This window comes from Serratia sp. CY40230, from assembly GCF_052168835.1.
Taxonomy (GTDB): Bacteria; Pseudomonadota; Gammaproteobacteria; order Enterobacterales; family Enterobacteriaceae; genus Serratia; species Serratia nematodiphila.
Genome location: NZ_JBJNLX010000001.1, coordinates 213,162 through 236,309, shown reverse-complemented (window position 1 = coordinate 236,309; position 23,148 = coordinate 213,162). Strand labels below are relative to the sequence as shown.

Here is a 23,148-nt window from a genome sequence, read left to right as displayed (position 1 = left end):
TTATTGCTCCTCCATGTTCAGCGGGAAGTGGCAGGCGAAGAAGTGGTTTTTGACTGGGCGCAGGCGCGGCGTTTCGATGCACTTCTTCTGCGCGTAAGGGCAACGCGGCCCCAGGCGGCAGCCGATCGGCAGGTGTTCCAGCGAAGGAATGGCACCCGGCAGCGTATTCAACCGGCTTTTGTGCGGCAGCGAGCGGCCGAAGTCCGGCATGGCGCGGATCAGCGCCTGGGTGTAAGGGTGGTGCGGTGCCGCCAGCAACTCTTCGCACTGGGCGCTTTCCACCGTTTGCCCGCAGTACAAGACGTTCACCCGATCGGCCCACTTGCTCATCATCTGCAGGTCGTGACTGATCAGCAGAATGGTGGTGTTGTTGTTCTGGTTGAGACGCGCCAACAGGCGGAAAATCTGCGCCTGCGTGGTCGGTTCCATGGCGTTGGTCGGCTCATCGGCGATCAGCAGGCGCGGTTGGTTGGCCAGCGCGATGGCGATCATTACTTTCTGGCACTCGCCTTCCGTCAGCTCGTACGGGAAGCTGCCCATGATGTCGTCATGATCCTTGATACCGACGCGGTGCAGCAATTCGATGGCGCGGCGTTTGCGCCAGTTGAAGCGCTGCCACCAGTGGCCCTTGTAGGTCCAGCCCGGGATGGCCTGCGCCAGCTGACGGCCGATGCTCTCGGAAGGGTCGAGACAGGACTGCGGCTCCTGGAAGATCATTGAGACGTTGTGGCCCACCAGCTTGCGCCGCTCGCGCGGGCTCAGCTGCAGCAGATCGATGTCGTCGAAACGAAAGCGATCGGCGGTGACGCGCCAGTTGTCTTTGGTCACGCCGCAGATGGCTTTGGCGATCAGGCTCTTGCCGGAGCCCGATTCGCCCACCAGGCCGCGCACCTCGCCTTCGGTCAGCGTCATGCTGACGCGATCGACCGCCTTGACCGGCCCTTCGGCGGTCATAAATTCAATCGTCAGATTGCGGATATCGAGTAACGGCATTATTCCACCCCGGCATTGATTGCGCGGCGCATACCGTCGCCCAACAGGTTAACCAGCAGCACGCTGACGAGGATGGCCGCGCCGGGCAGCATCACCGTCCAGGGCGCGACGTACACCAGCTCGAGCGAATCGCCGAGCATCGCTCCCCATTCAGGCGAAGGCAACTGCGCGCCGAGATCGAGGAAGCCGAGTGCGGCGATATCCAAAATAGCCATCGACAGCGCGCGGGTGAACTCGGTCACCAGCACCGCCGCGATGTTCGGCATGACTGCATACCACAGGATCTGCAGCGTGGAAGCGCCGTCAAGCCGCGCCGCCACCACGTACTCTTTCTCCAGTTCGTCGTGCACCGCGCTGTAGATGGTGCGCACCATGCGCGGCAGCAGAGCCAGCCACACTGCCAGCATGGCGTGTTCAAGTTTGGGGCCGATAAACGCCACCACCACGATCGCCAGCAGCAGCGACGGAATCGACAGCAGGGTATCGAGGATATGGTTGAGCACCGCCGAGCGCAGCCCGTGGGTGACGCCGGCGAACACGCCGAGGATCACCCCGCAGAACGCCGCGGCCAGCGTCACCACCAGCGCGGAACCGAAGGTAGCGGCAGTGCCGGTCAACAGGCGGCTGAGGATGTCGCGCCCGAGATCGTCGGTGCCGAGAAAGAACGACACGTTGCCGTAGCGCGACCAGGACGGCGGCAGCAGTTGATAGCCGAGGAACTGCTGATCCAGCGCGTAGGGCGCCAACAGGCTGCCGAACAGCGACAGCAGCAGCAGGGCGATCACGCCGTAAAAACCGATCATCGCCAGCGCGTCGCCGTAGAAAATCCGCCAGGTGTAGCGCAGCGGGCTCGGCATCTTTTTTTCGCGGTATACGTTATCGAAGGGCATACCATTCCTTATGTTTCAGCGGGTTGGTTGCCGCACCCAGAATGTCGGCCAGAACGTTAATGGTGATCACCAGCGTGCCGACCACCATCACGCCGGCGGAGATCGCCGCATAGTCCTGCTGGCGAATGGCGTTGATCAGCCACCGGCCGAGGCCCGGCCAGCTGAAGACCACTTCGGTGATCATCGCCAGCGTAAGCATGGTGGAGAACTGCAGCCCCAGCTTGGGCACGATCGGCGGCAGCGCGTTGTGCAACACGTGGCGACGAATGATGGTGAAGCGCGACAGGCCGCGGGTGGCGGCGGCCTTGATGTAGTTTTGGCTCAGCACGTCGTCGGTGCTGATGCGCATCAGCCGCACCACTTCGGTGGTGGGCGCCACCGCCAGCGCGGCGATCGGCAGGATCATGTGGCGCAGCGCGCTGCCAATCATCTCGGCGCGATACGGCGAGTCCGACAGCCAGGCGTCGATCAGCGCGAAACCGGTGATGGGCTTCACCTGATACAGCAGATCGAAACGGCCGGAAACCGGCAGCCAGCCGAGATGCAGCGAGAAGAACAGCATCAGCAGCAGCGCCAGCCAGAACACCGGCATCGAAAAGCCCAGCAGCGCGAAGGTGCTGATGGCGGTGTCCTGCCACTTGCCGCGCAGCACGCCGGCGATGATGCCCAGCGGAATGCCGATAAACAGCGCCAGAGCGAAGGCCAGCAGGCACAGTTCCATGGTGGCCGGGAACACTTCGCGCAGCTGTTCGCTGATCGCCTGGCCGTTGATGCTGGAGACGCCGAAGTCCCAGTGCAGCAGGCTGACGAAGTAGAACTGATAGGCGTCCAGCAGGGCGGCGCCGTTCAGCGGCGCGCGCGGCGTGAAATAGCTCAGGCTGAAGCTGACCAGCGTCAGGAAGAACAGCGTGATCAGCAGCAGCAGAATGCGGCGCAGGGTAAAGATAATCACTTTTTCACCTCCGGCGCGGATTCACGGTACACCCCGGCGAACGAGGCGTTGCCGAACGGGCTCAGCACCAATCCCTTGATGTCGTAACGATAGGCCTGCAGGCGCAGGGAAGACGCCAGCGGCAGCACCGGCAGTTGCTGCTCGAGGATTTTCTGCGCCTTGCGGTAGTTGTCGATGCGCTGAGACAGCTGCTGCGACAGCAGCGCGTTCTGCAGCACTTCGTCAAAGCCCGGATCACACCAGTGAGCATAGTTGGTTTGCGACCGGATTGCCGCGCAGCTCAGCAGCGGCCGGAAGAAGCTGTCCGGATCGTTGCTGTCGGTGGCCCAGCCGGTCAAGGTCAGATCGTGGTTCATCTCCATCAGGCGCGCTTCCTGGAAGCGGCCCTCCACCGGCACGATGGTGACGTTGATGCCCACCTGGCCGAGATCGGCCTGGATCAGTTCGGCGGTTTTCAGCGGGCTCGGGTTGTAAGACTGCGAGGCGGTCGGCACCCACAGCTTCAGGTTCAGCTGGCTGACGCCGGCCTGCCGCAGCATCTCGCGCGATTTGGCCGGATCGTATTCGGTGACGTGCGCATCGTTGTCGTAGGCCCAGGAGGCGCGCGGCAGGATCGAGGCGGCGGTTTCCGCCGTGCCGTAATAGATCGACTGCATCAACCGCTGGTTGTTGATCGCCAGGGAGATCGCCTGGCGCACGTTGAGGTTGTCGAGCGGCGGTTTACGGGTGTTGAACGCCAGATAGGCGATGTTCATCCCCGGGCGCAGCGTCAGGCGCAGGCGCGGATCGTCGCGCAGAATCGACAGCTGGCTGGCCGCCGGATAGGCCAGTACGTCGCACTCGCCGGTCAGCAGCTTGGAGAGGCGGCCGGTGCCGCCGGCGCCCAGGTCGATCACCACCTGCGGCATGCGCGGCAGGCCTTTCCAGTAGGCGGCGTTGCGCGCCAGGCGAATATATTGCCCAGAGCGGTATTCGTTGAGCAGGAACGGGCCGCTGCCGACCGGCTCGCGATCGATCAGCTCCTGATGGCCTTCGCGCGTCAGCGTGTCGGCGTATTCGGCGGACAACACAGGCGCGTAGTGGGTGGCCAGGTGCCACAGGAACGAGGCGTCGGGCGACTGCAGGCGAATTTCCACCGTATAGTCGTCGAGCTTTCTCACGCTCTGTACCGAATCGCCGAACTGCAGGCTGTCGAAATAGGGGTATTCGCCGCCGTTCACGTCGTGATACGGGTGTTTCTGGTCAAATACGCGCGCGAAGCTGAACACCACGTCGTCGGCGTTCATCTTGCGAGTGGGCGTGAACCAGGCGGTGGTCTGAAACGGCACGTCTTTACGCAGATGGAAGCGGTAGGTGGCGCCGTTGTCCAGCACTTCCCAGCTTTGCGCCAGCTCGGGGATCAGACGATAGGTGTACGGGTCGACGTCCAGCAGGCGATCGTACAGCTGGGCGGCCAGGGTATCCACCGTCAGGCCGCTGCTGGCCATTTGCGGGTTGAAGGTATTCAGTATGCCGCTGACGCAATAAACAAAGCCGCTTTGGCGAATGTCCGGCAGCGGCGCCGCGGCGGGCGCGGGCGGTGTTGTCGCGGCCAGGGCAGAGCCCGTCAGGCACAACGACAGTATCCAAAAGGGTAAACCACGCATAGAGGCTCATGGGTTAATCAGCAATAGCGTTAGTGTATCGCACTCTGACCAGCAGCCCAATCCATTGAGCAAAATCGCTGAGTTTTCTGCGACTTGATTAATCAGCCCGTTCAGCGGCAAGAAAAAAGTTTTTTGTGTTATGTTATAATATAACAAAATCATGTTACCGTTCCCCGGCAAAGTCACAATAACGCAAGGGGATGTATGAACGAAGTTGCACTTCCACCACGCCGTTCGCTGCCGGATGCTCAGGCATGGCGCGGCGAAATGAGTGATGTCGGGCTCGATTGGGTCGGGATGCAAGGGATCGCGCTGCCGCTGGAGCTGGCCGGCAAGCCATTGATGGCGAAGGTCGACGCCGGTATCAACCTGCGCGCCGAAGCGGCGGGCGAGCGCGGCATTCACATGTCGCGGCTGTATCTGGCGCTGGACGAGTTGACGCAGGGCGAGCTGACGCCGCAGCGCATCGGCCGAACGCTGCAGGCCTTTTTGGCTTCGCAGCCGGAACACAGCGATCGCGCCAGCTTGTCGATCAGTGGCGAGCTGTTGCTGTCACGCCCGGCGCTGCTGTCGCCGCAGCGCGGCTGGAAAGCCTATCCGCTGCGTATCGAGGCCACTCTGACGGATACGCTGACGCTGGCGCTGACCGTCGGCGTGCCTTATTCCTCCACCTGCCCGAGTTCGGCGGCGCTCAGCCGCCAGCTGGCGCAGCAACAGTTCCAGTTTGATTTTGAACAGGCGGCGGAGCGGGTCAGCCAACGGCAGGTGAGCGAGTGGCTGCTGGAGCAGGGCATGCCGGCCACGCCACACAGCCAGCGCAGCTGGGCCTGGATCACCGTAACGCCCGAGAATGAACGGGCGTTTGAGCCGGTGAAACTGGTTGACCGCATCGAACACGCGCTGGGCACGCCGGTACAAACGCTGGTGAAACGCCGCGACGAACAGGCCTTCGCATTGGCCAACGGTCAGAACCTGATGTTTTGCGAGGATGCGGCGCGGCGCCTGTATCGCATGCTGCGCAGCCAGTGCGACTACCGCGCCTTCTCGCTGCGCGTCGAACATCAGGAGAGCCTGCATGCCCACAATGCGGTGGCGGAGCTGAGCTGGCGGGGAGAACACCATGCTGCGTAAAAATCCCAGCGGCCATCTGCCGCAGGTCTCGCCGCTGGCCTACATCGATCCCACCGCCATTATTTGCGGCCGGGTGATCGTTGAAGATTTCGTTTACGTCGGCCCGTATGCGGTGATCCGCGCCGACGAGTTGAACGCCGCCGGCGACATGGAGCCGATCGTCATCGGCTCGCACTCCAATATTCAGGATGGCGTGGTGATCCACTCCAAAAGCGGGGCGGCGGTCACCATCGGCCGTTACAGCTCTATCGCCCACCGCGCCATCGTCCATGGCCCGTGTCGCATCGGCGATCGGGTGTTTATCGGGTTCAACAGCGTGCTGTTCAACTGCCACGTTCAGTCCGGCTGCGTGGTGCGCTACAACGCGGTGGTGGACGGCGTGACGCTGCCGGAAAACCGCTATATCCCCTCGACCGAACGCGTGGGGCCGGACAGCGATCTGTCGCGCTATCGCCAGGTCGATCGCGGCGCGCTGCAGTTTTCGGAAGAAGTGGCCGCCACCAACGTCGAACTGGTGCGCGGTTATCAGGCATTACGCAATGAATTTTAATGAGGTTTCCATGAAACAACTTCCCGTGACCGTGCTTTCCGGCTTTCTCGGCGCTGGCAAGACCACGGTGCTGAACCATATCCTGAACAACCGGCAGGGCATGCGCGTGGCGGTGATTGTCAACGACATGAGCGAAGTGAACATTGACGCCGCGCTGGTGGAGAATGAAGTGCATCTCGATCGCCAGGAAGAGAAGCTGGTGGAGATGAGCAACGGGTGCATCTGCTGCACGCTGCGCGAAGACCTGCTGGTGTCGGTGCGCGAACTGGCGCAGGAGGGGCGTTTCGATTACCTGTTGATCGAATCGAGCGGCATCTCGGAGCCGCTGCCGGTGGCGGAAACTTTTACCTTTGAGGATGAAACGGGCGAAAGCCTGTCCCAATTCGCCCGGCTGGATACGCTGGTGACGGTGGTCGACGGGGTGAATTTCATTCAGCAATACCAGCAGGCGCAAAGCCTGCAGGAGGCCGGCCAAAGCCTGGGTGAGGACGATCTGCGCAGCGTGGCGGACCTGTTGATTGAGCAAATTGAATTTTGCGACGTGATCCTGGTCAGCAAGACCGATCTGTTGACGCCAACGCAGCAGGGCGAAGTGATGGCGCTGCTGGCCAGCCTGAATCCCGACGCCCGCATCGTGCCGATCGCGCCGGGCAAACTGCCGCTGGAAGCGGTGCTGAATACCGGCAGCTTCAGCTTTGAAAAGGCGCAGCAGGCGCCCGGCTGGCTGAAAGAGCTGCGCGGCGAACACGTGCCGGAAACGGAAAGCTACGGCATCAGCAGCTTTGTCTATCAGGCGCGGCGGCCGTTTGCGCCGGACAAGTTCTACCGCGTGATCAACGGCGATTGGGGCGGCGGCAAGCTGCTGCGCTCGAAAGGCTTCTTTTGGCTGGCGACGCGGCCGCGGCAGGCCGGGCAGTGGAGTCAGGCCGGCGGCATCGCCCATTACGGCCTGGCGGGCACCTTTTGGCGCGCGATCCCGCAAGATAATTGGCCGCAGGATCCGCAAACGCGGGCGCATATTCAGGAGAAATGGGTGGAGCCGTTCGGCGACATGCGCCAGGAGTTGGTGTTTATCGGCCAGCACTTGCAACAGGCGGCGATCGTGCGTCTGCTGGACGACTGCCTGCTGAACGACGACGAAATGGCCGCCGGCGTGGACTATTGGCTGGACATGGCGGACCCGTTCCCTGAGTGGTAATTGCGCAATCTTCGTGTGGTAATGAGAAAAATTCTCAACAAAGTGCTTTACAGACGATACTGATAACTATTATCATCGCCTGGCAGTTCACGGAAGGCCACAGTTTGCGGCTCTGATGTGGAAGGCACGACATTGCTCACATTGCTTCCAGTGTTTTTTAAGCCAGCTCGGGTGCTGGCTTTTTTTTGCCCGCTATTCCTCGTCCGTTTCGCCGTTTTGCAGCAGCGCATGTTTCTTCAGCATGCCGCGTAGCTGATGGTAAGTGAGCCCCAGCAGCTGCGCCGCCTTGCGCTGATTGAACCGGCCTTGCTGCAGCGCCGCCTCGATCAGCGCCTTCTCCTGCTCGATCTGCCATTGTTTTAGCTCCAGCGGCAGCGCCGGCAACGCGCCGGCGCTTTCAGGTGCGGGCGCAAGCGGCGTGGCCTCGCGCGGCGCAAACGGGTTGATGACGATGTTGTCAAGCGGGCTGTCGCTGTCGCCGTGACGATAGACCGAACGTTCCACCACGTTTTTCAGTTCGCGCACGTTGCCTGGCCAGCCATACTCGAGCAACGTCTGCCTGGCGCGTTCGGTAAAGCCGGGAAACAGCGGCAGCCCTAGCTCGCGGCACATTTGAATGGCGAAGTGCTCGGCCAGCAACATGATATCGGGCCGGCGTTGGCGCAGCGGCGGCAGCTGCACCACGTCAAACGCCAGCCGGTCCAGCAGATCGGCGCGAAACTTGCCCGCGGCTGCCAGCGCCGGCAGATCGTCGTTGGTGGCGCACACCAACCGCACATCCACCCGCAGCGGCTGGCTGCCGCCCACGCGTTCCAGCTGACCGTATTCGATCACCCGCAGCAATTTCTCCTGCACCAGCATCGGCGCAGTCGCCAGCTCATCGAGGAACAGCGTGCCGCCGTCGGCGCGCTCGAAGCGGCCCAGATGGCGTTTCTGCGCGCCGGTAAAGGCGCCGGCCTCGTGGCCGAACAGCTCGGAGTCCAGCAGGTTTTCATTCAGCGCCGCGCAGTTGAGCGAGATGAACGGCCCTTGCCAACGGTTGGAGAGGTAGTGCAGACGGTGGGCGATCAGCTCCTTGCCGGTGCCGCGCTCGCCGATCACCAGCACCGGTTTGTTCAGCTTTGCCACCTGGGAGACTTGCTCCAAGACTTCGACGAAGGCGTTTGCTTCGCCCAACAAATTCTCTGGCTGTTCGTTCATGATGAAATTCGCCAATGTTTGGTGAAAATAATCACTCTACAGCAAGTGCTCGGAGAGTCAAAAATAAAGAGTTGTTGTTTTTCAATGATATAAAAGTTGGCACGGGTTTTGATTATATCTTTGGGCAAGCTGTACGACTTAACGCGGCGCTTCAGACGCCATCAGAACCAAGAGGAAGTGAATTATGGGTATTTTTTCTCGTTTTGCCGACATCGTGAACGCCAACATCAACACCCTGCTGGACAAGGCGGAAGATCCGCAGAAGCTGGTGCGGTTGATGATCCAAGAGATGGAAGACACGCTGGTTGAAGTCCGCTCTACGTCGGCGCGCGCGCTGGCGGAGAAAAAGCAGCTGCTGCGTCGCATCGAGCAGGGTGAAAACCAGGTCAGCGACTGGCAGGAAAAAGCCGAACTGGCGCTGCGCAAAGATAAAGAAGACTTGGCCCGCGCGGCGCTGATCGAAAAACAAAAGGTTGCCGACCTGATCGCCACGCTGACGCAGGAAGTGGCGACCGTAGAAGAAACGCTGGCGCGCATGAAGAGCGAAATCGGTGAGCTGGAAAACAAGCTGACCGAAACCCGCGCGCGGCAGCAGGCGCTGGCGCTGCGCCATCAGGCCGCCTCTTCCTCGCGCGAGGTACGCCGTCAGCTCGACAGCGGCAAGCTGGATGAGGCGATGGCGCGTTTCGAACAGTTCGAGCGCCGCATCGACCACATGGAAGCCGAAGCGGAAAGCATCAGCATCGGTAAAAAGAAGTCGCTGGACCAAGAGTTTGCCGAGCTGAAAGCCGACGACGCCATCAGTGAGCAACTGGCGGCGCTGAAAGCCAAGATGAACCGCTCAGAGTAAGGCGAACCGCGGCCACACGCCGGAGGTGGCCGCCCATCCAGGACCCGATAAGAAGGAATAACAATGAGTGCTTTATTACTTGCCATTCCGCTGACAATTTTCGTGCTGTTTGTCGCGCCGATTTGGCTTTGGCTGCATTACAGCAATCGGCAACAGACCGGCATCCAGCTGAGTCAGCAAGAAATGCAGCGCCTGGCGCAGCTGGCGGAAGACGCCAAACGCATGCGTGAACGCATTCAGGCGCTGGAAGAGATCCTTGATGCGGAACACCCGAACTGGAGACAGTCCTGATGAGCACAACGCTGGGCAGTAAAAAGCTTTATCGCGTTCCCGAAGAAGGCATGGTGAAAGGCGTCTGCGCCGGTTTGGCCCACTATTTCGACGTGCCGGTTCGCCTGATCCGCGTGATGGTGGTGCTGTCGCTGTTCTTCGGGCTGTTCTTCTTCACGCTGGTGGCCTATATCGCGCTGGTGTTCGTGTTGGACGAAGCGCCGGCCAGCCGTTTCGAAGGCGAGCATCAGAAGACGCCGCGCCAGCTGCTCGATCAGCTGGAGTATGAGCTGGGCAGCGGCGAGCAGCAGCTGCGTCAGGTCGAGCGCTACGTGACGTCCGATACCTTCGGCGTACAGAGCCGTTTCCGCAAGCTGTAACCCTTCTTGCGATACCCGGCCTGCACAGGCCGGGTATCTTCGCCGCCGTTATCCCGTGAATGTAACCTTAATCATCTAGTGCCGGAGGGCATTGTCATGAATAAAATCGATGTCGCAAACACCGCCAGAACGGGTGGATTTAAACGAGGAGCGGCGGCAATGTTGAAGACATTGGCTAAAGTCATCATCATAGCGTTATTGAACTATGGCCCGGCGGGCGCCGCCGGCTGGCTGTTGAAGACCGTTGGCCGCAAACCGGTGCGCTTCGTGCTGGCGCTGGTGCTGGAACCGCTGTTCCGTAAAGGCCTGAACAAGGCATTCGGGCGTTACGTCAAGGAGAGCAATGAAACGACTGCAAAATGAGTTAACCTCGCTGGTCAACCGCGGAATGGATCGCCATCTGCGCCTGGCGGTGACCGGCCTGAGCCGCAGCGGCAAAACCGCCTTTATCACCGCCTTCGTCAACCAACTGCTGCATGTGCACAGCGGCGCGCGCATGCCGCTGTTTTCACCGGTGCGCGAAGAGCGCCTGCTGGGCGTCAAACGCATCCCGCAGCGCGATCTCGGCATCCAGCGTTTCACCTATGACGAAGGGCTGGCGCAGCTGTACGGTGCGCCGCCGGCCTGGCCGACGCCGACGCGCGGCGTCAGCGAAATTCGTCTGGCGTTGCGCTACCGCTCCAACGACTCGCTGCTGCGCCATTTCAAAGACACTTCCACGCTGTACCTGGAGATCGTCGATTATCCCGGCGAATGGTTGCTGGATCTGCCGATGCTCGAACAGGATTACCTGGCCTGGTCGCGCCAGATGACCGGGCTGCTGCAGGGCGAACGCGCCGAATGGGCTAAGCCCTGGCTTGAGCTATGCAAAACCTGCGATCCGCTGGCGCCGGCCGACGAAAACCGGCTGGCGGCGATCGCCCAGGCCTACACCGATTATCTGCTGCGCTGCAAAAGCGAAGGGCTGCACTTCATTCAGCCGGGGCGTTTCGTACTGCCGGGCGACATGGCCGGCGCGCCGGCGCTGCAGTTTTTCCCGTGGCCTGACGTGGCCGCGATCGGCGAGTCGAAGCTGGCGCAGGCCGACAAACACACCAACATCGGCATGTTGCGCGCTCGCTTCAATTACTACTGCCAGTCGATCGTCAAAAACTTCTACAAAGAACATTTCGTCCGTTTCGATCGGCAAATCGTGCTGGTCGACTGCCTGCAGCCGCTCAACAGCGGCCCGCAGGCGTTCAACGACATGCGTCTGGCGTTGACCCAACTGATGCAGAGCTTCCATTACGGCAAGCGCACGCTGTTTCGCCGCTTGTTCTCGCCGACCATCGACAAACTGATGTTCGCCGCCACCAAAGCGGACCATATCACCGCCGATCAGCACGCCAATCTGGTGTCCTTGCTGCAACAGCTGGTGCAAGAGGCGTGGCAGAATGCGGCGTTCGAAGGCATCAGCATGGATTGCGTCGGCCTGGCCTCGGTGCAGGCGACCGAGAGCGGCATCGTCGATCATCAGGGGCAGCGTATCCCGGCGCTGAAGGGCAACCGCCTCAGCGACGGCGCGCCGCTGACGGTGTTCCCCGGCGAAGTGCCCGCCCGCCTGCCGGGGCCGGCGTTCTGGCAGAGCCAGGGATTCCACTTCGATGAGTTTCGCCCGCGCGCCATGAGCGTGGACAGCCCGTTGCCGCATATCCGTCTGGATGCGGTGATGGAATTTTTACTGGGAGACAAATTGCGATGAGCGAGCCGATCAAACCGCGTATCGATTTTGACGAGCCGCTGCAGCCGCCGCAGGAACCGGCGTTGCGCGCCGGCGTCGCTTTCGACGCCGAGCAGGCGGAAAGCTTCTTTCCGGCGGCGCCGGAGCTGCAGCAGGAGGAGGAAGAAGGGCGCGCCGAAGGCATCATTAACGCCGCGCTGAAACCTAAACGCAGCCTGTGGCGCAAAATGGTGACCGCCGGGCTGGCGCTGTTCGGCGTCAGCGTGGTGGCGCAGGGCGTGCAGTGGGTGCATACCGCCTGGGTGCAGCAGGACTGGATCGCCATGGGCGGCGGCGTGGCCGGCGGCCTGATCGTGTTTGCTGGCGTCGGTTCGGTGGTCACCGAGTGGCGGCGTTTGTATCGGCTGCGCCAGCGCGCAGAAGAGCGTGACGTGGCGCGCGAGCTGTTGCACAGCCACGGGCTGGGGCAAGGGCGCGAATTCTGCGAGAAGCTGGCGCGCCAGGCCGGGCTGGATCAGGGGCATCCGGCGCTGCAGCGCTGGCAGGCCTCGCTGCATGAAACGCAAAACGATCGTGAAGTGGTGGAGCTGTACGCCAAACTGGTGCAGCCGGTGCTCGACAATCAGGCGCGGCGCGAAATCAGCCGCTCCGCCGCCGAATCGACGCTGATGATTGCCGTCAGCCCGTTGGCGCTGGTGGATATGGCGTTTATCGCCTGGCGCAACATCCGTTTGATTAACCGCATCGCCGCGCTGTACGGCATCGAACTGGGCTACTTCAGCCGCATTCGTCTGTTCCGGCTGGTACTGCTCAATATCGCCTTCGCCGGCGCTTCCGAGCTGGTGCGCGAAGTGGGGATGGACTGGATGTCGCAGGATCTGGCGGCGCGGCTGTCGGCGCGCGCGGCGCAGGGCATTGGCGCCGGGCTGTTGACCGCGCGGCTGGGCATCAAGGCGATGGAACTGTGCCGCCCGCTGCCGTGGCTGGAAGGGGAAAAACCGAAGCTTGGCGATTTCCGCAGCCAGCTGATCGGCCAGTTGAAAGATACGCTGAAAAAGAGCGACGGCAAGGCCAAATAACCCCGCGACGGCGCTCCTGGCAGCGCCGTTATTTCACCGGCGCCAACGTCGGACGTAATCGAGACTTGACGACAGTCGATCCCCCTGTGCTTGCGTGATAAATCTCTGCGAAATTAATTATGATTGTGATAACTCTCTGTTTGTAGGCTAAAATGACGCCGATGCTGTTATTCACTTGCGTTTAAAATCAGCAACCACGGCAATAAATCAGAGTTCTGTCAACTTTTGCTGACAGATCGCTTCTACCGCCCGGTGCGAGGGAGTATCATCATCGTCAACGATCCCCGCACTTGCAGAGATAAGGCCAACACTGATGCGTTTGGAAGTATTTTGCGAAGACCGCCTCGGTCTCACTCGAGAATTACTCGATCTTTTGGTATCGCGCAGCATTGACTTACGTGGCATCGAGATCGATCCCATCGGCCGCATTTACCTCAATTTCTCCCAGCTGGACTTCGATACTTTCCGCGCGCTGATGGCGGAGATCCGCCGCATCGCCGGCGTAACCGACGTGCGCACCGTCAGCTTTATGCCTTCTGAACGCGAGCATCGCGCGCTGCGTGCGCTGCTGGAGTCGATGCCGGAGCCGGTGTTCTCTATCGATATGAAGGGCAAGGTCGAGCTGGCCAACCCGGCGGCGCAGGCGCTGTTCAGCCTGAGCGAAGACAAGATCCGCAACCAGACCGCCGGGGCGCTGATCGGCGGCTATAACTTCAGCCGCTGGCTGGAGAGCGAGCATACGGCGCCGCACTCAGAACGGGTGGTGATCCGCAGCCAGGACTTCCTGATGGACATTACGCCTATCTATCTGGAGGACGAACAGCAACAGCCGGCTGCGGTCGGCGCGGTGGTGATGTTGAAGTCCACCGCGCGCATGGGCCGCCAACTGCAAAATCTGTCGGTGAACGACGATACCGAATTCGACCACATCGTCGCGGCGAGCGCCAAGATGCGTCACGTGCTGGAGCAGGCGCGCAAGCTGGCGATGCTCGATGCGCCGCTGCTGATCGTCGGCGATACCGGCACCGGCAAGGATATTCTGGCCCGCGCCTGCCACCTGCGCAGCCCGCGCGGCAAGCAGCCGTTCCTGGCGCTGAACTGCGCCGCGCTGCCGGATGACGTGGTGGAGAGCGAGCTGTTCGGCCATGCGCCGGGCGCTTATCCCAACGCGCTGGAAGGCAAAAAAGGCTTCTTCGAGCAGGCCAACGGCGGTTCGGTGCTGCTGGACGAGATTGGCGAAATGTCGCCGCGCATGCAGACCAAACTGCTGCGTTTCCTCAACGACGGCACGTTCCGCCGCGTCGGCGAGGAGCATGAGGTGCACGTCGACGTGCGCGTGATCTGCGCCACCCAGAAAAACCTCACCGAGCTGGTGCAGCGCGGCGAATTCCGTGAAGACCTCTATTATCGCCTCAACGTGCTGACCATCACCATCCCGCCGCTGCGCGAACGTCCGCAGGACATCATGCCGCTGACCGAACTGTTCGTGGCGCGTTTCGCCGATGAGCAGGGCGTGGCGCGGCCTAAGCTAGCGAACGATCTGGGCGGCTTCCTCAGCAAATACGGCTGGCCGGGCAACGTGCGCCAGCTGAAAAACGCCATCTACCGCGCGCTGACGCAAACCGAAGGCTACGAGCTGCGGCCGCAGGATATCGTGTTGCCGGAGTTCGAGGTGGAAATGTCGTTGGGCGACGAGGTGCTGGACGGCTCGCTGGACGACATCAGCAAGCGTTTCGAGCGCTCGGTGCTGACGCGCCTGTATCGCACCTATCCCAGCACCCGCAAGCTGGCGAAGCGCCTGGGCGTTTCCCATACCGCCATCGCCAACAAGCTGCGCGAGTATGGCCTGAGCAGCCGCAAAGGCGGCGCCGAGGGCGAAGAATAAGAAAGGCGCCTTGCGGCGCCTTTAGCGTGTTTCCAAAGCCGGCGAACGCCGGCTTTGTTATTTCAGCGCTGCCAGCGCCGCGTCGTAATCCGGCTCGGTGGTGATTTCGTTCACCAGCTCGCTGTACAGCACGTTGTCCTGGCCATCCAGCACCACGACCGCACGCGCGGTCAGGCCTGCCAATGGACCTTCGGCGATTTCAACGCCGTACGCCTGCTTGAACTCGGCGCCGCGCAGGGTAGACAGGGTAACCACGTTGCTCAGGCCTTCCGCGCCGCAGAAACGCGACTGCGCGAACGGCAGATCGGCGGAGATGCACAGCACCACGGTGTTATCCAGGCCGCTGGCCAACTGGTTGAATTTACGCACCGACGTCGCGCAGACGCCGGTATCGATGCTTGGGAAGATGTTCAGGACTTTGCGTTTACCCGCGAAGCTGCTCAGCGCTACGTCTGACAGGTCTTTGGCAACCAGCGAGAAGGCCTTGGCCTGTTCGCCCTGCTGTGGCAGTTTGCCCGCTACGCTGACCGGATTGCCTTGAAAATGTACTGTCTGAGTCATTGCTAGATTCCTTTTACAGGTGTTTATACAAAGGGTATGAACCTGATGGAACGGCGCGCCGGCGACGGCTGTTAACATCAGGTTCACACCCTGGCGCCAGTTTATGACAAGCGGGGCGGATTGGATATCAAAGTTTGCTAAATAGTTGTATATATTAGGCTGTTCTATAAAACATCACCGGCGCATCAGCCTGCCTGGATGCGCAGTTTTCGCTCAGGAGCCGTTATGAGAGACATGCGTTTTTACCCGGAAGCCTGGCCGCTGCACACCGCCTTCGTGATCGCGCGCGGCAGCCGCACCGAAGCCAAGGTGGTGGTGGTCGAAATCGAACAGCAGGGCATGCGCGGCGTCGGCGAATGCACGCCGTATCCGCGCTATGGCGAGAGCGAGGAATCGGTGATGGCGCAGCTGGCTGAGATGGCGCCGGCGATCGCGCAGGGCATCACCCGCGAGCAGCTGCTGACGCAGATGCCGGCGGGCGCGGCCCGCAACGCGTTGGACTCGGCGCTGTGGGATCTGGAGTGTCGTCTGCACGGGCAGAGCCTGTGGCAGCGCAGCGGCGTGACGGCGCCGGCGCAGATCCGCATGGCGCAGACCGTCAGCATCGGCACGCCGGAAGCGATGGCCTTCGCCGCGCGTGAGCTGGAGCGGCAGGGCGCCACGCTGCTGAAGATCAAACTCGACGATCACTATATCAGCGAGCGGCTGGTGGCGATCCGCGCCGCGGTGCCGCAGGCGACGCTGATCGTCGACGCCAATGAATCCTGGCAGGCGGAAGGGCTGGCGGCGCGCTGCCAGCTGCTGGCCGATCTTGGCGTGGCGATGCTGGAGCAGCCGCTGCCGGCCGGTGACGACGCCGCGCTGGAGCACTTTATCCATCCGCTGCCGATCTGCGCCGATGAGAGCTGCCACACCCGTGCCGATCTGCCGCAGCTGGCGCAGCGCTATCAGATGGTCAACATCAAACTGGACAAAACCGGCGGCTTGACCGAGGCGTTGGCGCTGGCGCAGGCCGCGCGCGAACAAGGGTTCGCCATCATGCTCGGCTGCATGTTGTGTACGTCGCGGGCGATATCCGCCGCCTTGCCGCTGGCGCCGGCGGCGCGCTTCGTCGATCTGGACGGCCCGACCTGGCTGGCGCGAGACGTCGAACCGGGTCTGGCGTTCGAATGCGGGGCGATCGTCGATATCGCCCCGTAGGGATTAATCCGGGTAGGTCAACAGCTCGGTCATCGCGTCGATGTAACGCTCGCTGGCGGCATCGGCGGAGATCGGCGGGAATTCGGCGGTGATGCAGGGCAGCGACAGATCCGCGCACCAACTGCCGAACGAACCGGGCGTTTCATAGCCGACGCTGGTCACCAGCGGGAGTTCGAACTTGTGCGACAGCCAAACGCCGAGCCGCGAGCTGGCGGGATCTTCGATGCAGGCCAGCGGCTCATGGAACGACACCACCCAATGCGGCTTCAGGCGATGGATCAGATGACACAGCGCCTGGGTTTCCGGTTCGGAGCCGGGACGCCCGCCGGTGGAGAGCCTGACGTCGCGCACTGGCGCCGCGCTGTTCCAGCGGTAGACGGTGTCGCCGGAGCGCCAGTTGGCGGCCGGGAAATTGCGGTTCAGATCGACGCCGTTGGCATTGGCGCGCAGCCCCAGCTGGCAGCCGTCGGGGTTGACCGCCAGCACCACGTGGTGTCGCAACTGTTCGGGGGCGATGCTGCGCAGCGCGCAGGACAGGGTTACGATGGCGGCGCTCTCATCGCCGTGGGTGCCGGCGATGATCAGCCCGGTCTGCGGGCCGCTGACCGCCGCCGGGAAATAGAGCAGCGGTGCGCCCAGCAGCGAGCTGCCGTAGTTCTCTCCTGCGATGGCCAACTGGCCACGTTCACTGCGTGGTCGATGTTCGGTCATGGTGTTGTCCCTGAGTTAAAGGCCGAGAGTCATTGTCATTTTATTCAGTGTATTACGCTTTGAGACATCTTTCCCATCGCAATTGTGCGGCGTTTGCGCGATCTGTGATGCGGTAGCGGCGAAAACGCCAATTAAACCGCACCTGACCTGAGGCTGTTGTTATACTAACGGCAGAGCTAAGCCAATCACCCGCAAGAGGATTTAACATGCCAGTAGCCAGAATCATCGCCAGCTATAGCGAAAATGAAAATGACACCATCACGCTGCTGTGCGGCGTAGACGCTGAAAACCAGATCCGCCAGGGGGAATGGTTCGGCGTGGTGAAAAATGACGACGGGCGCGGGGACGAATCGAACTATCCGTTCACCCTGCATATCGATTACCAGAAAGATGCCTTCTACCTCGACTACGGTTACGACGACGCGGATGCGCGCCAGCTGCAAAAAACCGATATCTCGGCACGTCCGCTGGCTGAGAAAGGCTTTTTCACCGTGTTCGATGAAGAAGAGGGCGAAGAGTTCAGCTACCGCATCAACAGCATCCACCTGTACGACTGACGGTCGCCGCTGCAATCCCACCCGTGCCGCCCTGCGCCGCACGGGTTTTTTATCGCCTGAATCGCACTTTTTGCAACTTCTCGCCCGTGAGCGCTAGGCCGGATGGATCTTGTGCTATATGATAAAAAATTCAGATGGTTAACGGGGGACAAATCATAATGACGGGAAAAAAAATGCAACGGGGTTTTCGTTTGGCGCTTTGCGCGGCGGCGATCGGCGCCTGTATGAGCAGCGCCATGGCGGCGCAGGTTCCCCCGGGCACCGCGCTGGCGGACAAACAGGAAATCGTGCGCCACATTAAAGACGAACCGGCCTCGCTCGATCCGATCAAAGCGGTGGGCTTGCCGGAGGCTCAGCTGGCGCGCGATCTGTTCGAAGGGCTGGTCAATCAGGACGCCAGCGGCAAAGTGATCCCCGGCGTCGCCACCCGCTGGCAGACCAGCGACAACCAGACTTATATCTTCCATCTGCGTAAAGACGCGCGCTGGTCAAACGGTGACCCTGTCACGGCAAAAGACTTCGTCTACAGCTGGCAGCGGCTGGTAGAACCGAAAAATTTGTCGCCGTTCGCCTGGTTCGCGCAGCTGGCGGGGATCCAGAACGCCGAGCAGATCATCAGCGGCAAACTGCCTGCCGATCGCTTGGGCGTATCGGCGCCGGATGACTACACGCTCAAGGTGCAGCTGGACAAGCCGGTGCCGTACTTCGTCAGCCTGACGGCCAACTTCAGCCTGTTCCCGGTGAACAAGGCGGTGGTGGAAAAATACGGCAACGACTGGACCAAGGTCGGCAATTTGGTGGGCAACGGCGCGTTCAAACTGCAGGAACGGGTGGTGAATGAGAAGCTGGTGCTGACGCCTAACGACCATTACTGGGATCATGCGCGCACCGTGCTGACCAAAGTGACCTTCGTGCCGATCAACCAGGAATCTAACGCCACCAAGCGTTACCTGGCGGGTGACATCGACATCACCGAATCCTTCCCGAAAAACATGTATCAGAAGCTGCTAAAAGACATTCCGGGGCAGGTGTACACCCCGGATCAGCTTGGCACCTATTACTACGCGTTCAACACCCAGCGCGCGCCAACCAACGACGTGCGGGTGCGTCAGGCCTTGTCCTACGCCATCGATCGCAAGATTATCGCGGAAAAAGTGTTGGGCACCGGCGAAAAACCGGCCTACCACTTTACGCCGGACGTGACCGCCGGGTTCAAACCGGAAGCGAGCTTGCTGCAACAGCAATCGCAGGCGGAGCTGGACGCGCAGGCCAAGGCGTTGCTGCAGGCGGCCGGTTACGGTCCGAACAACCCGCTGAAGCTGACGCTGCTGTATAACACCTCGGAAAGCCACCAGAAGATCGCCATCGCCGTGGCCTCGATGTGGAAGAAAAAGCTCGGTATTGACGTCAAGCTGCAGAATCAGGAGTGGAAAACTTACATCGACAGCCGCAATACCGGCAATTTCGATGTGATCCGCGCCTCCTGGGTGGGTGACTATAACGAGGCGTCGACCTTCCTGTCGCTGCTGACCTCCACCCACAGCGGCAATATCGCCAAGTTCAAGAATGCGGACTACGACAAGCTGCTGGCGCAGGCGGGGCGGGAAACCAACCCGGCGGCGGTGACCGCCGATTACAACAAGATGGAACAGATCATTGCCGATCAGGCGCCAATCGCGCCGATATACCAATACACCAATGGCCGCCTGATCAAACCGTGGGTAAAAGGCTACCCGATCACCAATCCGGAAGACGTGGCCTATAGCCAAACGATGTATATCATCAAACACTGAGTGGGTTTATTTACCGCCCCCGCGCAATGCGGGGGCGTTATTTTTTTTCGGCGGCTAAATCGCGAGGATAATTAATTTTCCCACGCGATAAACCCCGTTTAATAATAAACAGGGTTGCCATCATCACATTAATATTGTCTATTTCAGAGCGCGGTTACGCTTACAGACAGTCCCGCATGGCGTCCACCACTACGCGGCCGCTCATATCGGTCTGAGTAATGCGGTAGCTGGTGGGATAAGAACGGCGGGTACTGAAACGATCGTGGACGGAGACCTTGCCAATCTGCAGGCCGGCGGCGTTTTTCACCACGAACTCACTGATCTCTTCCTGGCCCTGGTTTTGCAAATGAATATTGCTGATTTTTTCCAGCGTATCGCTGGCGTTTATTTTTAAATGGTCGCGTAACATAACTACCTCCTCGTAGTGAGAAAAGTATATGCCCCTAAAATTTGCGCTGAAACAGCTTTGTGTTGATTTATTATTATCATTTTGAATTAAAATTGATAGCAATATGTTAAGTCATAATAATAACGGCATTACCAGCGCTTTATCGGTGATATTGTCTGATTTATCGGCAAGGGTTTATTTCATTGCCGTTATTATTAGTCTGCATTAATGGGAAACAGCGCGTGCCTGGCCGCCGGAGCCGGAAAGACGCAGGCGACGTTGTGCCCACAGCCGGGTACGATCGTTAACCGATGCGGCTTATCCGGCGCCAGATAGCGCCGGTCATAGTCGGCATAGGCCAGGGCGCGCTGCAGCCGATAGGGACCCTGTAGCTGGGCGGCGCAGGATTTGTCGAGTATCCGATAGTAGGCGCCCGGCGCGGTGCCGGTATCATCGGCGGCGGCCAGATAGGTGATATCGGCCGCCGTATAGCGCTGGCGGGCTGCGTCGGCGGTGCGTTGCAGGTGAGCGGGAAGCGCTTCCGGACCGTATTTCCACTGGTTAGCCTGTGGGCACTGGCCGGCGTCCAGCGTTTGCCAGCGGAAGCGGCAGGTTGTTTCACTGCCGCAGCTTCCCCAGCTTGTGGGCAGAGGGCGCAGGCGATCAAAATAGAGCCAGCTGCCGGGATCGGCCACCACATAGCGCAGACGCACTCCGCTCGGCGGATGAGCAAAGCCGACATAATGCTGCACGAATTGGGCGCCGGCGGAAAAACCGGCCACGGTGATCGACTGCAGCGAAGGCCAACGCCGTTTCAGATCGGCCAGCAGGTTATCCATGGCGTTGAACGAGCCGGTTTTCCCGCCATTATCCAAACCGCCTGCGATCCACGAGCCGCAGCGCCAGAGAGCGTCACCGTCTTGCGGCTGGGGCTGACCGGCGGAACGGCAGCGTGCGGCGAGCGTCTCCGGCACCTGGAACAACGGGGCGACCAGCAAGCTGTTGTCTCCCGCTCCCTGCGCGGCATCGATCGCCGCTTGCAATGTCTTGGCGGCGTCGCGTGGATGCCCGTGCATCACCACCAGCGCGGTACGCGGCTGGGGGGATCGAGCGCGAGCGACAAAATAAGGCAGGGAACCCGCCGCCGTCGGCGCGTGGTAGGGCGTGGCGAGACGTTCTAACACCGGTTCTGCGCGAACCGATTGGCCGAACAGCAGCAGGGTGGCCATGGCGATGCCGCGCAGGCGGCGCAGCCTCGTCAGGTTCGGCGCAGCACCGTGCGCATTTGTCTCAGGACTTCCCGGCATCGTTGTTCCTCACGCGCGCGTTGATAGTAGCGATAAAAGGCACGTTCCGAACTGAGGTTACCCGCGCGTGCCAGCTGCCTGAAGGTCAGGAAGGCCAGGCTGAACATAATCATAATAAATAATAGGCCGGGGAACAGCAGCTGCCAGCCGTCGGTGATGCGCGCATTAGGCAGATAGCGGAGTGAATAGGGCGTAATCAATACCCCTAACTGCTGCAGTCCCCATTGAGTCAAAGCGGGGAACAGCACCAGCAGCGTAACGAACACCAAATACAGCAAAAAATAGCGGCAGGAAAGCAAGAAACGTTTGAAAGCGTTATTGGCGCTTGGCCGCAACACGAAGCCTGCGGGCGTGGCGCGCAAGATTTGCTGGCGGCCACCGGTGAAACGATAGCGTTCAAGCGCCGCTACGCTGTCCGGTAACGCCAACAGCAACTGCAGCGTAGTGAGGCTGGCGCTGCTGTTGCCGATATAGTCGCGAAAGCGCAACAGGCGTATGGGGGCGCTTTGGGGCTTCTCGACGGATTCGAGCAGGTTTAACAGCTTATCGTGGTTTTCCCGCCGAATGCGGAAGGGCGTTTTGACCACGGCGATAAACAGCGTAATGACGGTCGGTAGGACGATTTTCAAGATATCTGCGGTGCTGATTTGTAACATGCGAGTTTCCTCTCGGGCTGTCTTGCGTTCCTGGCAGCAGAAGTATAGACCACGCTTATGGGACAACATGAAAACTGGCGTTACAGCTTGGCCTTTGATCTCCAAGGCGTTAACGCTAGACTCAGCAACATAAGCAAGACTGAGGGGATAAATGAATGGATGTGATTGAGGGGAGTGAGCTGCAGGTCGCCGATGCGGTTTACGCCTACCAGCTCGACGGCAAGGGGGGCGTCACGCCGATCGAGCGGGATGACAAGATCACCTGCGATGCGCCGTGCTGGCTGCATCTTGATTACGCGCACCCGGCCAGCGCCGAATGGCTGAGCACAACGCCGCTGCTGCCGGACTCGGTGCGTGAAGCGCTCTCCGGCGAAAGCTCGCGGCCGCGCGTCAGCCGCCAGGGCGAAGGCACCATGATCACCCTGCGCAGCATCAACTTTAACGCTAATTCCCGGCCGGATCAGCTGGTCACCATCCGCGTATATATCACCGATAAGCTGATTATCTCCACCCGGCACCGCAAGGTGTATTCCATCGATCAGGTGGTGAACGATCTGCAAAGCGGCGCCGGGCCGACCAACAGCGGCAGCTGGCTGGTGGAAATTTCCGATGCGTTGACCGATCACACCAGCGAATTTATCGAGGATCTGCACGACAAGATTATCGATCTGGAGGACGCGTTGCTGGAGCAGCAGGTGCCGGAGCGCGGCCAGCTGGCGCTGATCCGTAAACAGCTGATCGTGCTGCGCCGTTACATGGCGCCGCAGCGCGACGTCTTCGCGCGGCTGGCCAGCGACCGCCTGCCGTGGATGAGCGATGACGATCGTCGGCGCATGCAGGATATCGCCGATCGCCTGGGACGGGGATTGGACGATCTGGACGGCAGCATCGCGCGCACCGCCATCTTGTCCGACGAAATCACCACGGTGATGGCCGACGCGATGAACCGCCGCACTTACACCATGTCATTGTTGGCGATGGTATTTCTGCCCACCACTTTCCTGACCGGGTTGTTCGGGGTCAACCTTGGCGGTATTCCGGGCGGCGGTAATCCTTTCGGTTTCGCGGCATTTTGCCTGATGCTGGTCGGATTGGTGCTTGGCGTCGCCTGGTGGCTGAAGCGCAGCCGCTGGCTGTAGGCAAAAATGACGAAAACCCGGTTAACATTGAGCAATATCAACATTTAGCCGGGGTAAATGGGGCATGATCTCTCTCGCAGGTGAATGCAACG

The 23,148-nt window shown here is 60.8% G+C and carries 24 protein-coding genes; 14 read left to right on the top strand and 10 right to left on the bottom strand.

What is annotated here, in order from left to right; genetic code table 11:
* From sapD to sapA, 4 genes are read right to left on the bottom strand one after another with little or no spacing between them, the layout of a single operon-like run.
* On the bottom strand, positions 1–993 hold the full coding sequence (gene sapD, locus ACJ8IJ_RS01055; protein ID WP_016927551.1) for a putrescine export ABC transporter ATP-binding protein SapD: 993 nt from the start codon (positions 991–993) through the stop codon (positions 1–3).
* Positions 993–1,883 (bottom strand): putrescine export ABC transporter permease SapC, encoded by an 891-nt coding sequence (gene sapC / locus ACJ8IJ_RS01050; protein ID WP_033632923.1) that lies wholly within the window; start codon positions 1,881–1,883, stop codon positions 993–995. Before sapC ends, sapD begins: the two co-directional genes overlap by 1 nt.
* Positions 1,870–2,835 (bottom strand): putrescine export ABC transporter permease SapB, encoded by a 966-nt coding sequence (gene sapB / locus ACJ8IJ_RS01045; RefSeq protein WP_004930575.1) that lies wholly within the window; start codon positions 2,833–2,835, stop codon positions 1,870–1,872. The genes sapC and sapB overlap by 14 nt, the downstream gene beginning before the upstream one ends.
* The gene (sapA, locus tag ACJ8IJ_RS01040; RefSeq protein WP_033632925.1) at positions 2,832–4,481 is read right to left on the bottom strand and encodes an ABC transporter substrate-binding protein SapA; all 1,650 of its coding nucleotides are present in this window, start codon (positions 4,479–4,481) and stop codon (positions 2,832–2,834) included. Before sapA ends, sapB begins: the two co-directional genes overlap by 4 nt.
* Before the next feature lie 204 nt (positions 4,482–4,685).
* On the opposite strand from sapA, the gene folE2 reads away from it, so the two are divergent.
* The 3 genes from folE2 to zigA are packed head-to-tail and all read left to right on the top strand — an operon-like array spanning position 4,686 to position 7,360.
* Complete coding sequence (folE2, locus tag ACJ8IJ_RS01035; RefSeq protein ID WP_131164748.1) at positions 4,686–5,612, top strand: GTP cyclohydrolase FolE2; 927 nt, start codon at positions 4,686–4,688, stop codon at positions 5,610–5,612.
* Positions 5,602–6,162, top strand: a complete 561-nt coding sequence (locus ACJ8IJ_RS01030) for a carbonate dehydratase (RefSeq protein WP_049239781.1) — start codon at positions 5,602–5,604, stop codon at positions 6,160–6,162. Before folE2 ends, ACJ8IJ_RS01030 begins: the two co-directional genes overlap by 11 nt.
* 10 nt (positions 6,163–6,172) lie before the next feature.
* Complete coding sequence (gene zigA, locus ACJ8IJ_RS01025; RefSeq protein ID WP_015378013.1) at positions 6,173–7,360, top strand: zinc metallochaperone GTPase ZigA; 1,188 nt, start codon at positions 6,173–6,175, stop codon at positions 7,358–7,360.
* A 192-nt stretch (positions 7,361–7,552) separates the two neighbouring features.
* Here zigA and pspF read toward each other — a convergent pair whose 3' ends face one another.
* On the bottom strand, positions 7,553–8,560 hold the full coding sequence (pspF, locus tag ACJ8IJ_RS01020; protein WP_131164746.1) for a phage shock protein operon transcriptional activator: 1,008 nt from the start codon (positions 8,558–8,560) through the stop codon (positions 7,553–7,555).
* Between the two features lie 184 nt (positions 8,561–8,744).
* Between pspF and pspA the strand changes: the two genes are divergently transcribed.
* From pspA to tyrR, 7 genes are all read left to right on the top strand, one after another.
* Positions 8,745–9,410: a phage shock protein PspA gene (gene pspA, locus ACJ8IJ_RS01015; protein ID WP_131164745.1), complete on the top strand. Its 666-nt coding sequence runs from the start codon at positions 8,745–8,747 to the stop codon at positions 9,408–9,410.
* Positions 9,411–9,473: 63 nt separating this feature from the next.
* The gene (pspB, locus tag ACJ8IJ_RS01010) at positions 9,474–9,701 is read left to right on the top strand and encodes an envelope stress response membrane protein PspB (RefSeq protein WP_004930553.1); all 228 of its coding nucleotides are present in this window, start codon (positions 9,474–9,476) and stop codon (positions 9,699–9,701) included.
* Complete coding sequence (gene pspC, locus ACJ8IJ_RS01005; protein WP_004930552.1) at positions 9,701–10,060, top strand: envelope stress response membrane protein PspC; 360 nt, start codon at positions 9,701–9,703, stop codon at positions 10,058–10,060. Before pspB ends, pspC begins: the two co-directional genes overlap by 1 nt.
* A gap of 96 nt (positions 10,061–10,156) precedes the next feature.
* On the top strand, positions 10,157–10,423 hold the full coding sequence (gene pspD, locus ACJ8IJ_RS01000; protein ID WP_031299672.1) for a phage shock protein PspD: 267 nt from the start codon (positions 10,157–10,159) through the stop codon (positions 10,421–10,423).
* Positions 10,404–11,801, top strand: a complete 1,398-nt coding sequence (locus ACJ8IJ_RS00995) for a YcjX family protein (RefSeq protein WP_440484231.1) — start codon at positions 10,404–10,406, stop codon at positions 11,799–11,801. The genes pspD and ACJ8IJ_RS00995 overlap by 20 nt, the downstream gene beginning before the upstream one ends.
* Positions 11,798–12,859, top strand: coding sequence for a YcjF family protein (locus tag ACJ8IJ_RS00990; RefSeq protein WP_004930545.1), 1,062 nt, complete (start codon positions 11,798–11,800; stop codon positions 12,857–12,859). The genes ACJ8IJ_RS00995 and ACJ8IJ_RS00990 overlap by 4 nt, the downstream gene beginning before the upstream one ends.
* A gap of 313 nt (positions 12,860–13,172) precedes the next feature.
* Positions 13,173–14,744, top strand: a complete 1,572-nt coding sequence (gene tyrR / locus ACJ8IJ_RS00985) for a transcriptional regulator TyrR (protein ID WP_280631546.1) — start codon at positions 13,173–13,175, stop codon at positions 14,742–14,744.
* A 57-nt stretch (positions 14,745–14,801) separates the two neighbouring features.
* Here tyrR and tpx read toward each other — a convergent pair whose 3' ends face one another.
* Positions 14,802–15,305, bottom strand: a complete 504-nt coding sequence (gene tpx, locus ACJ8IJ_RS00980) for a thiol peroxidase (protein ID WP_004930536.1) — start codon at positions 15,303–15,305, stop codon at positions 14,802–14,804.
* A gap of 225 nt (positions 15,306–15,530) precedes the next feature.
* Here tpx and ycjG point away from each other — a divergent pair, with 225 nt between their 5' ends.
* Positions 15,531–16,505 carry an L-Ala-D/L-Glu epimerase gene (ycjG, locus tag ACJ8IJ_RS00975; RefSeq protein WP_280631547.1) on the top strand — a complete coding sequence of 325 codons (975 nt, stop codon included), beginning with the start codon at positions 15,531–15,533 and terminating at the stop codon, positions 16,503–16,505.
* A gap of 3 nt (positions 16,506–16,508) precedes the next feature.
* Here the strand turns inward: ycjG and mpaA are convergent, their stop codons facing one another.
* The gene (gene mpaA, locus ACJ8IJ_RS00970; protein ID WP_004930517.1) at positions 16,509–17,216 is read right to left on the bottom strand and encodes a murein tripeptide amidase MpaA; all 708 of its coding nucleotides are present in this window, start codon (positions 17,214–17,216) and stop codon (positions 16,509–16,511) included.
* Positions 17,217–17,422: 206 nt separating this feature from the next.
* Between mpaA and ACJ8IJ_RS00965 the strand changes: the two genes are divergently transcribed.
* Together ACJ8IJ_RS00965 and ACJ8IJ_RS00960 are read left to right on the top strand one after the other, a co-directional pair.
* Positions 17,423–17,773, top strand: a complete 351-nt coding sequence (locus ACJ8IJ_RS00965) for a hypothetical protein (RefSeq protein WP_015378006.1) — start codon at positions 17,423–17,425, stop codon at positions 17,771–17,773.
* 158 nt (positions 17,774–17,931) lie between these two features.
* Entirely contained in the window at positions 17,932–19,566 is a 1,635-nt protein-coding gene (locus ACJ8IJ_RS00960) for a peptide ABC transporter substrate-binding protein (RefSeq protein ID WP_325961792.1), read from the top strand.
* A 160-nt stretch (positions 19,567–19,726) separates the two neighbouring features.
* Here ACJ8IJ_RS00960 and ACJ8IJ_RS00955 read toward each other — a convergent pair whose 3' ends face one another.
* From ACJ8IJ_RS00955 to ACJ8IJ_RS00945, 3 genes are all read right to left on the bottom strand, one after another.
* On the bottom strand, positions 19,727–19,975 hold the full coding sequence (locus ACJ8IJ_RS00955) for a hypothetical protein (protein WP_004930507.1): 249 nt from the start codon (positions 19,973–19,975) through the stop codon (positions 19,727–19,729).
* A gap of 194 nt (positions 19,976–20,169) precedes the next feature.
* Positions 20,170–21,261 (bottom strand): hypothetical protein, encoded by a 1,092-nt coding sequence (locus ACJ8IJ_RS00950; protein ID WP_325961793.1) that lies wholly within the window; start codon positions 21,259–21,261, stop codon positions 20,170–20,172.
* Positions 21,213–21,917 (bottom strand): hypothetical protein, encoded by a 705-nt coding sequence (locus ACJ8IJ_RS00945; RefSeq protein WP_275094824.1) that lies wholly within the window; start codon positions 21,915–21,917, stop codon positions 21,213–21,215. The genes ACJ8IJ_RS00950 and ACJ8IJ_RS00945 overlap by 49 nt, the downstream gene beginning before the upstream one ends.
* Positions 21,918–22,072: 155 nt before the next feature.
* On the opposite strand from ACJ8IJ_RS00945, the gene zntB reads away from it, so the two are divergent.
* Positions 22,073–23,056, top strand: a complete 984-nt coding sequence (zntB, locus tag ACJ8IJ_RS00940) for a zinc transporter ZntB (RefSeq protein ID WP_004930499.1) — start codon at positions 22,073–22,075, stop codon at positions 23,054–23,056.
* The last annotated feature ends 92 nt before the right edge of the window (positions 23,057–23,148 follow it).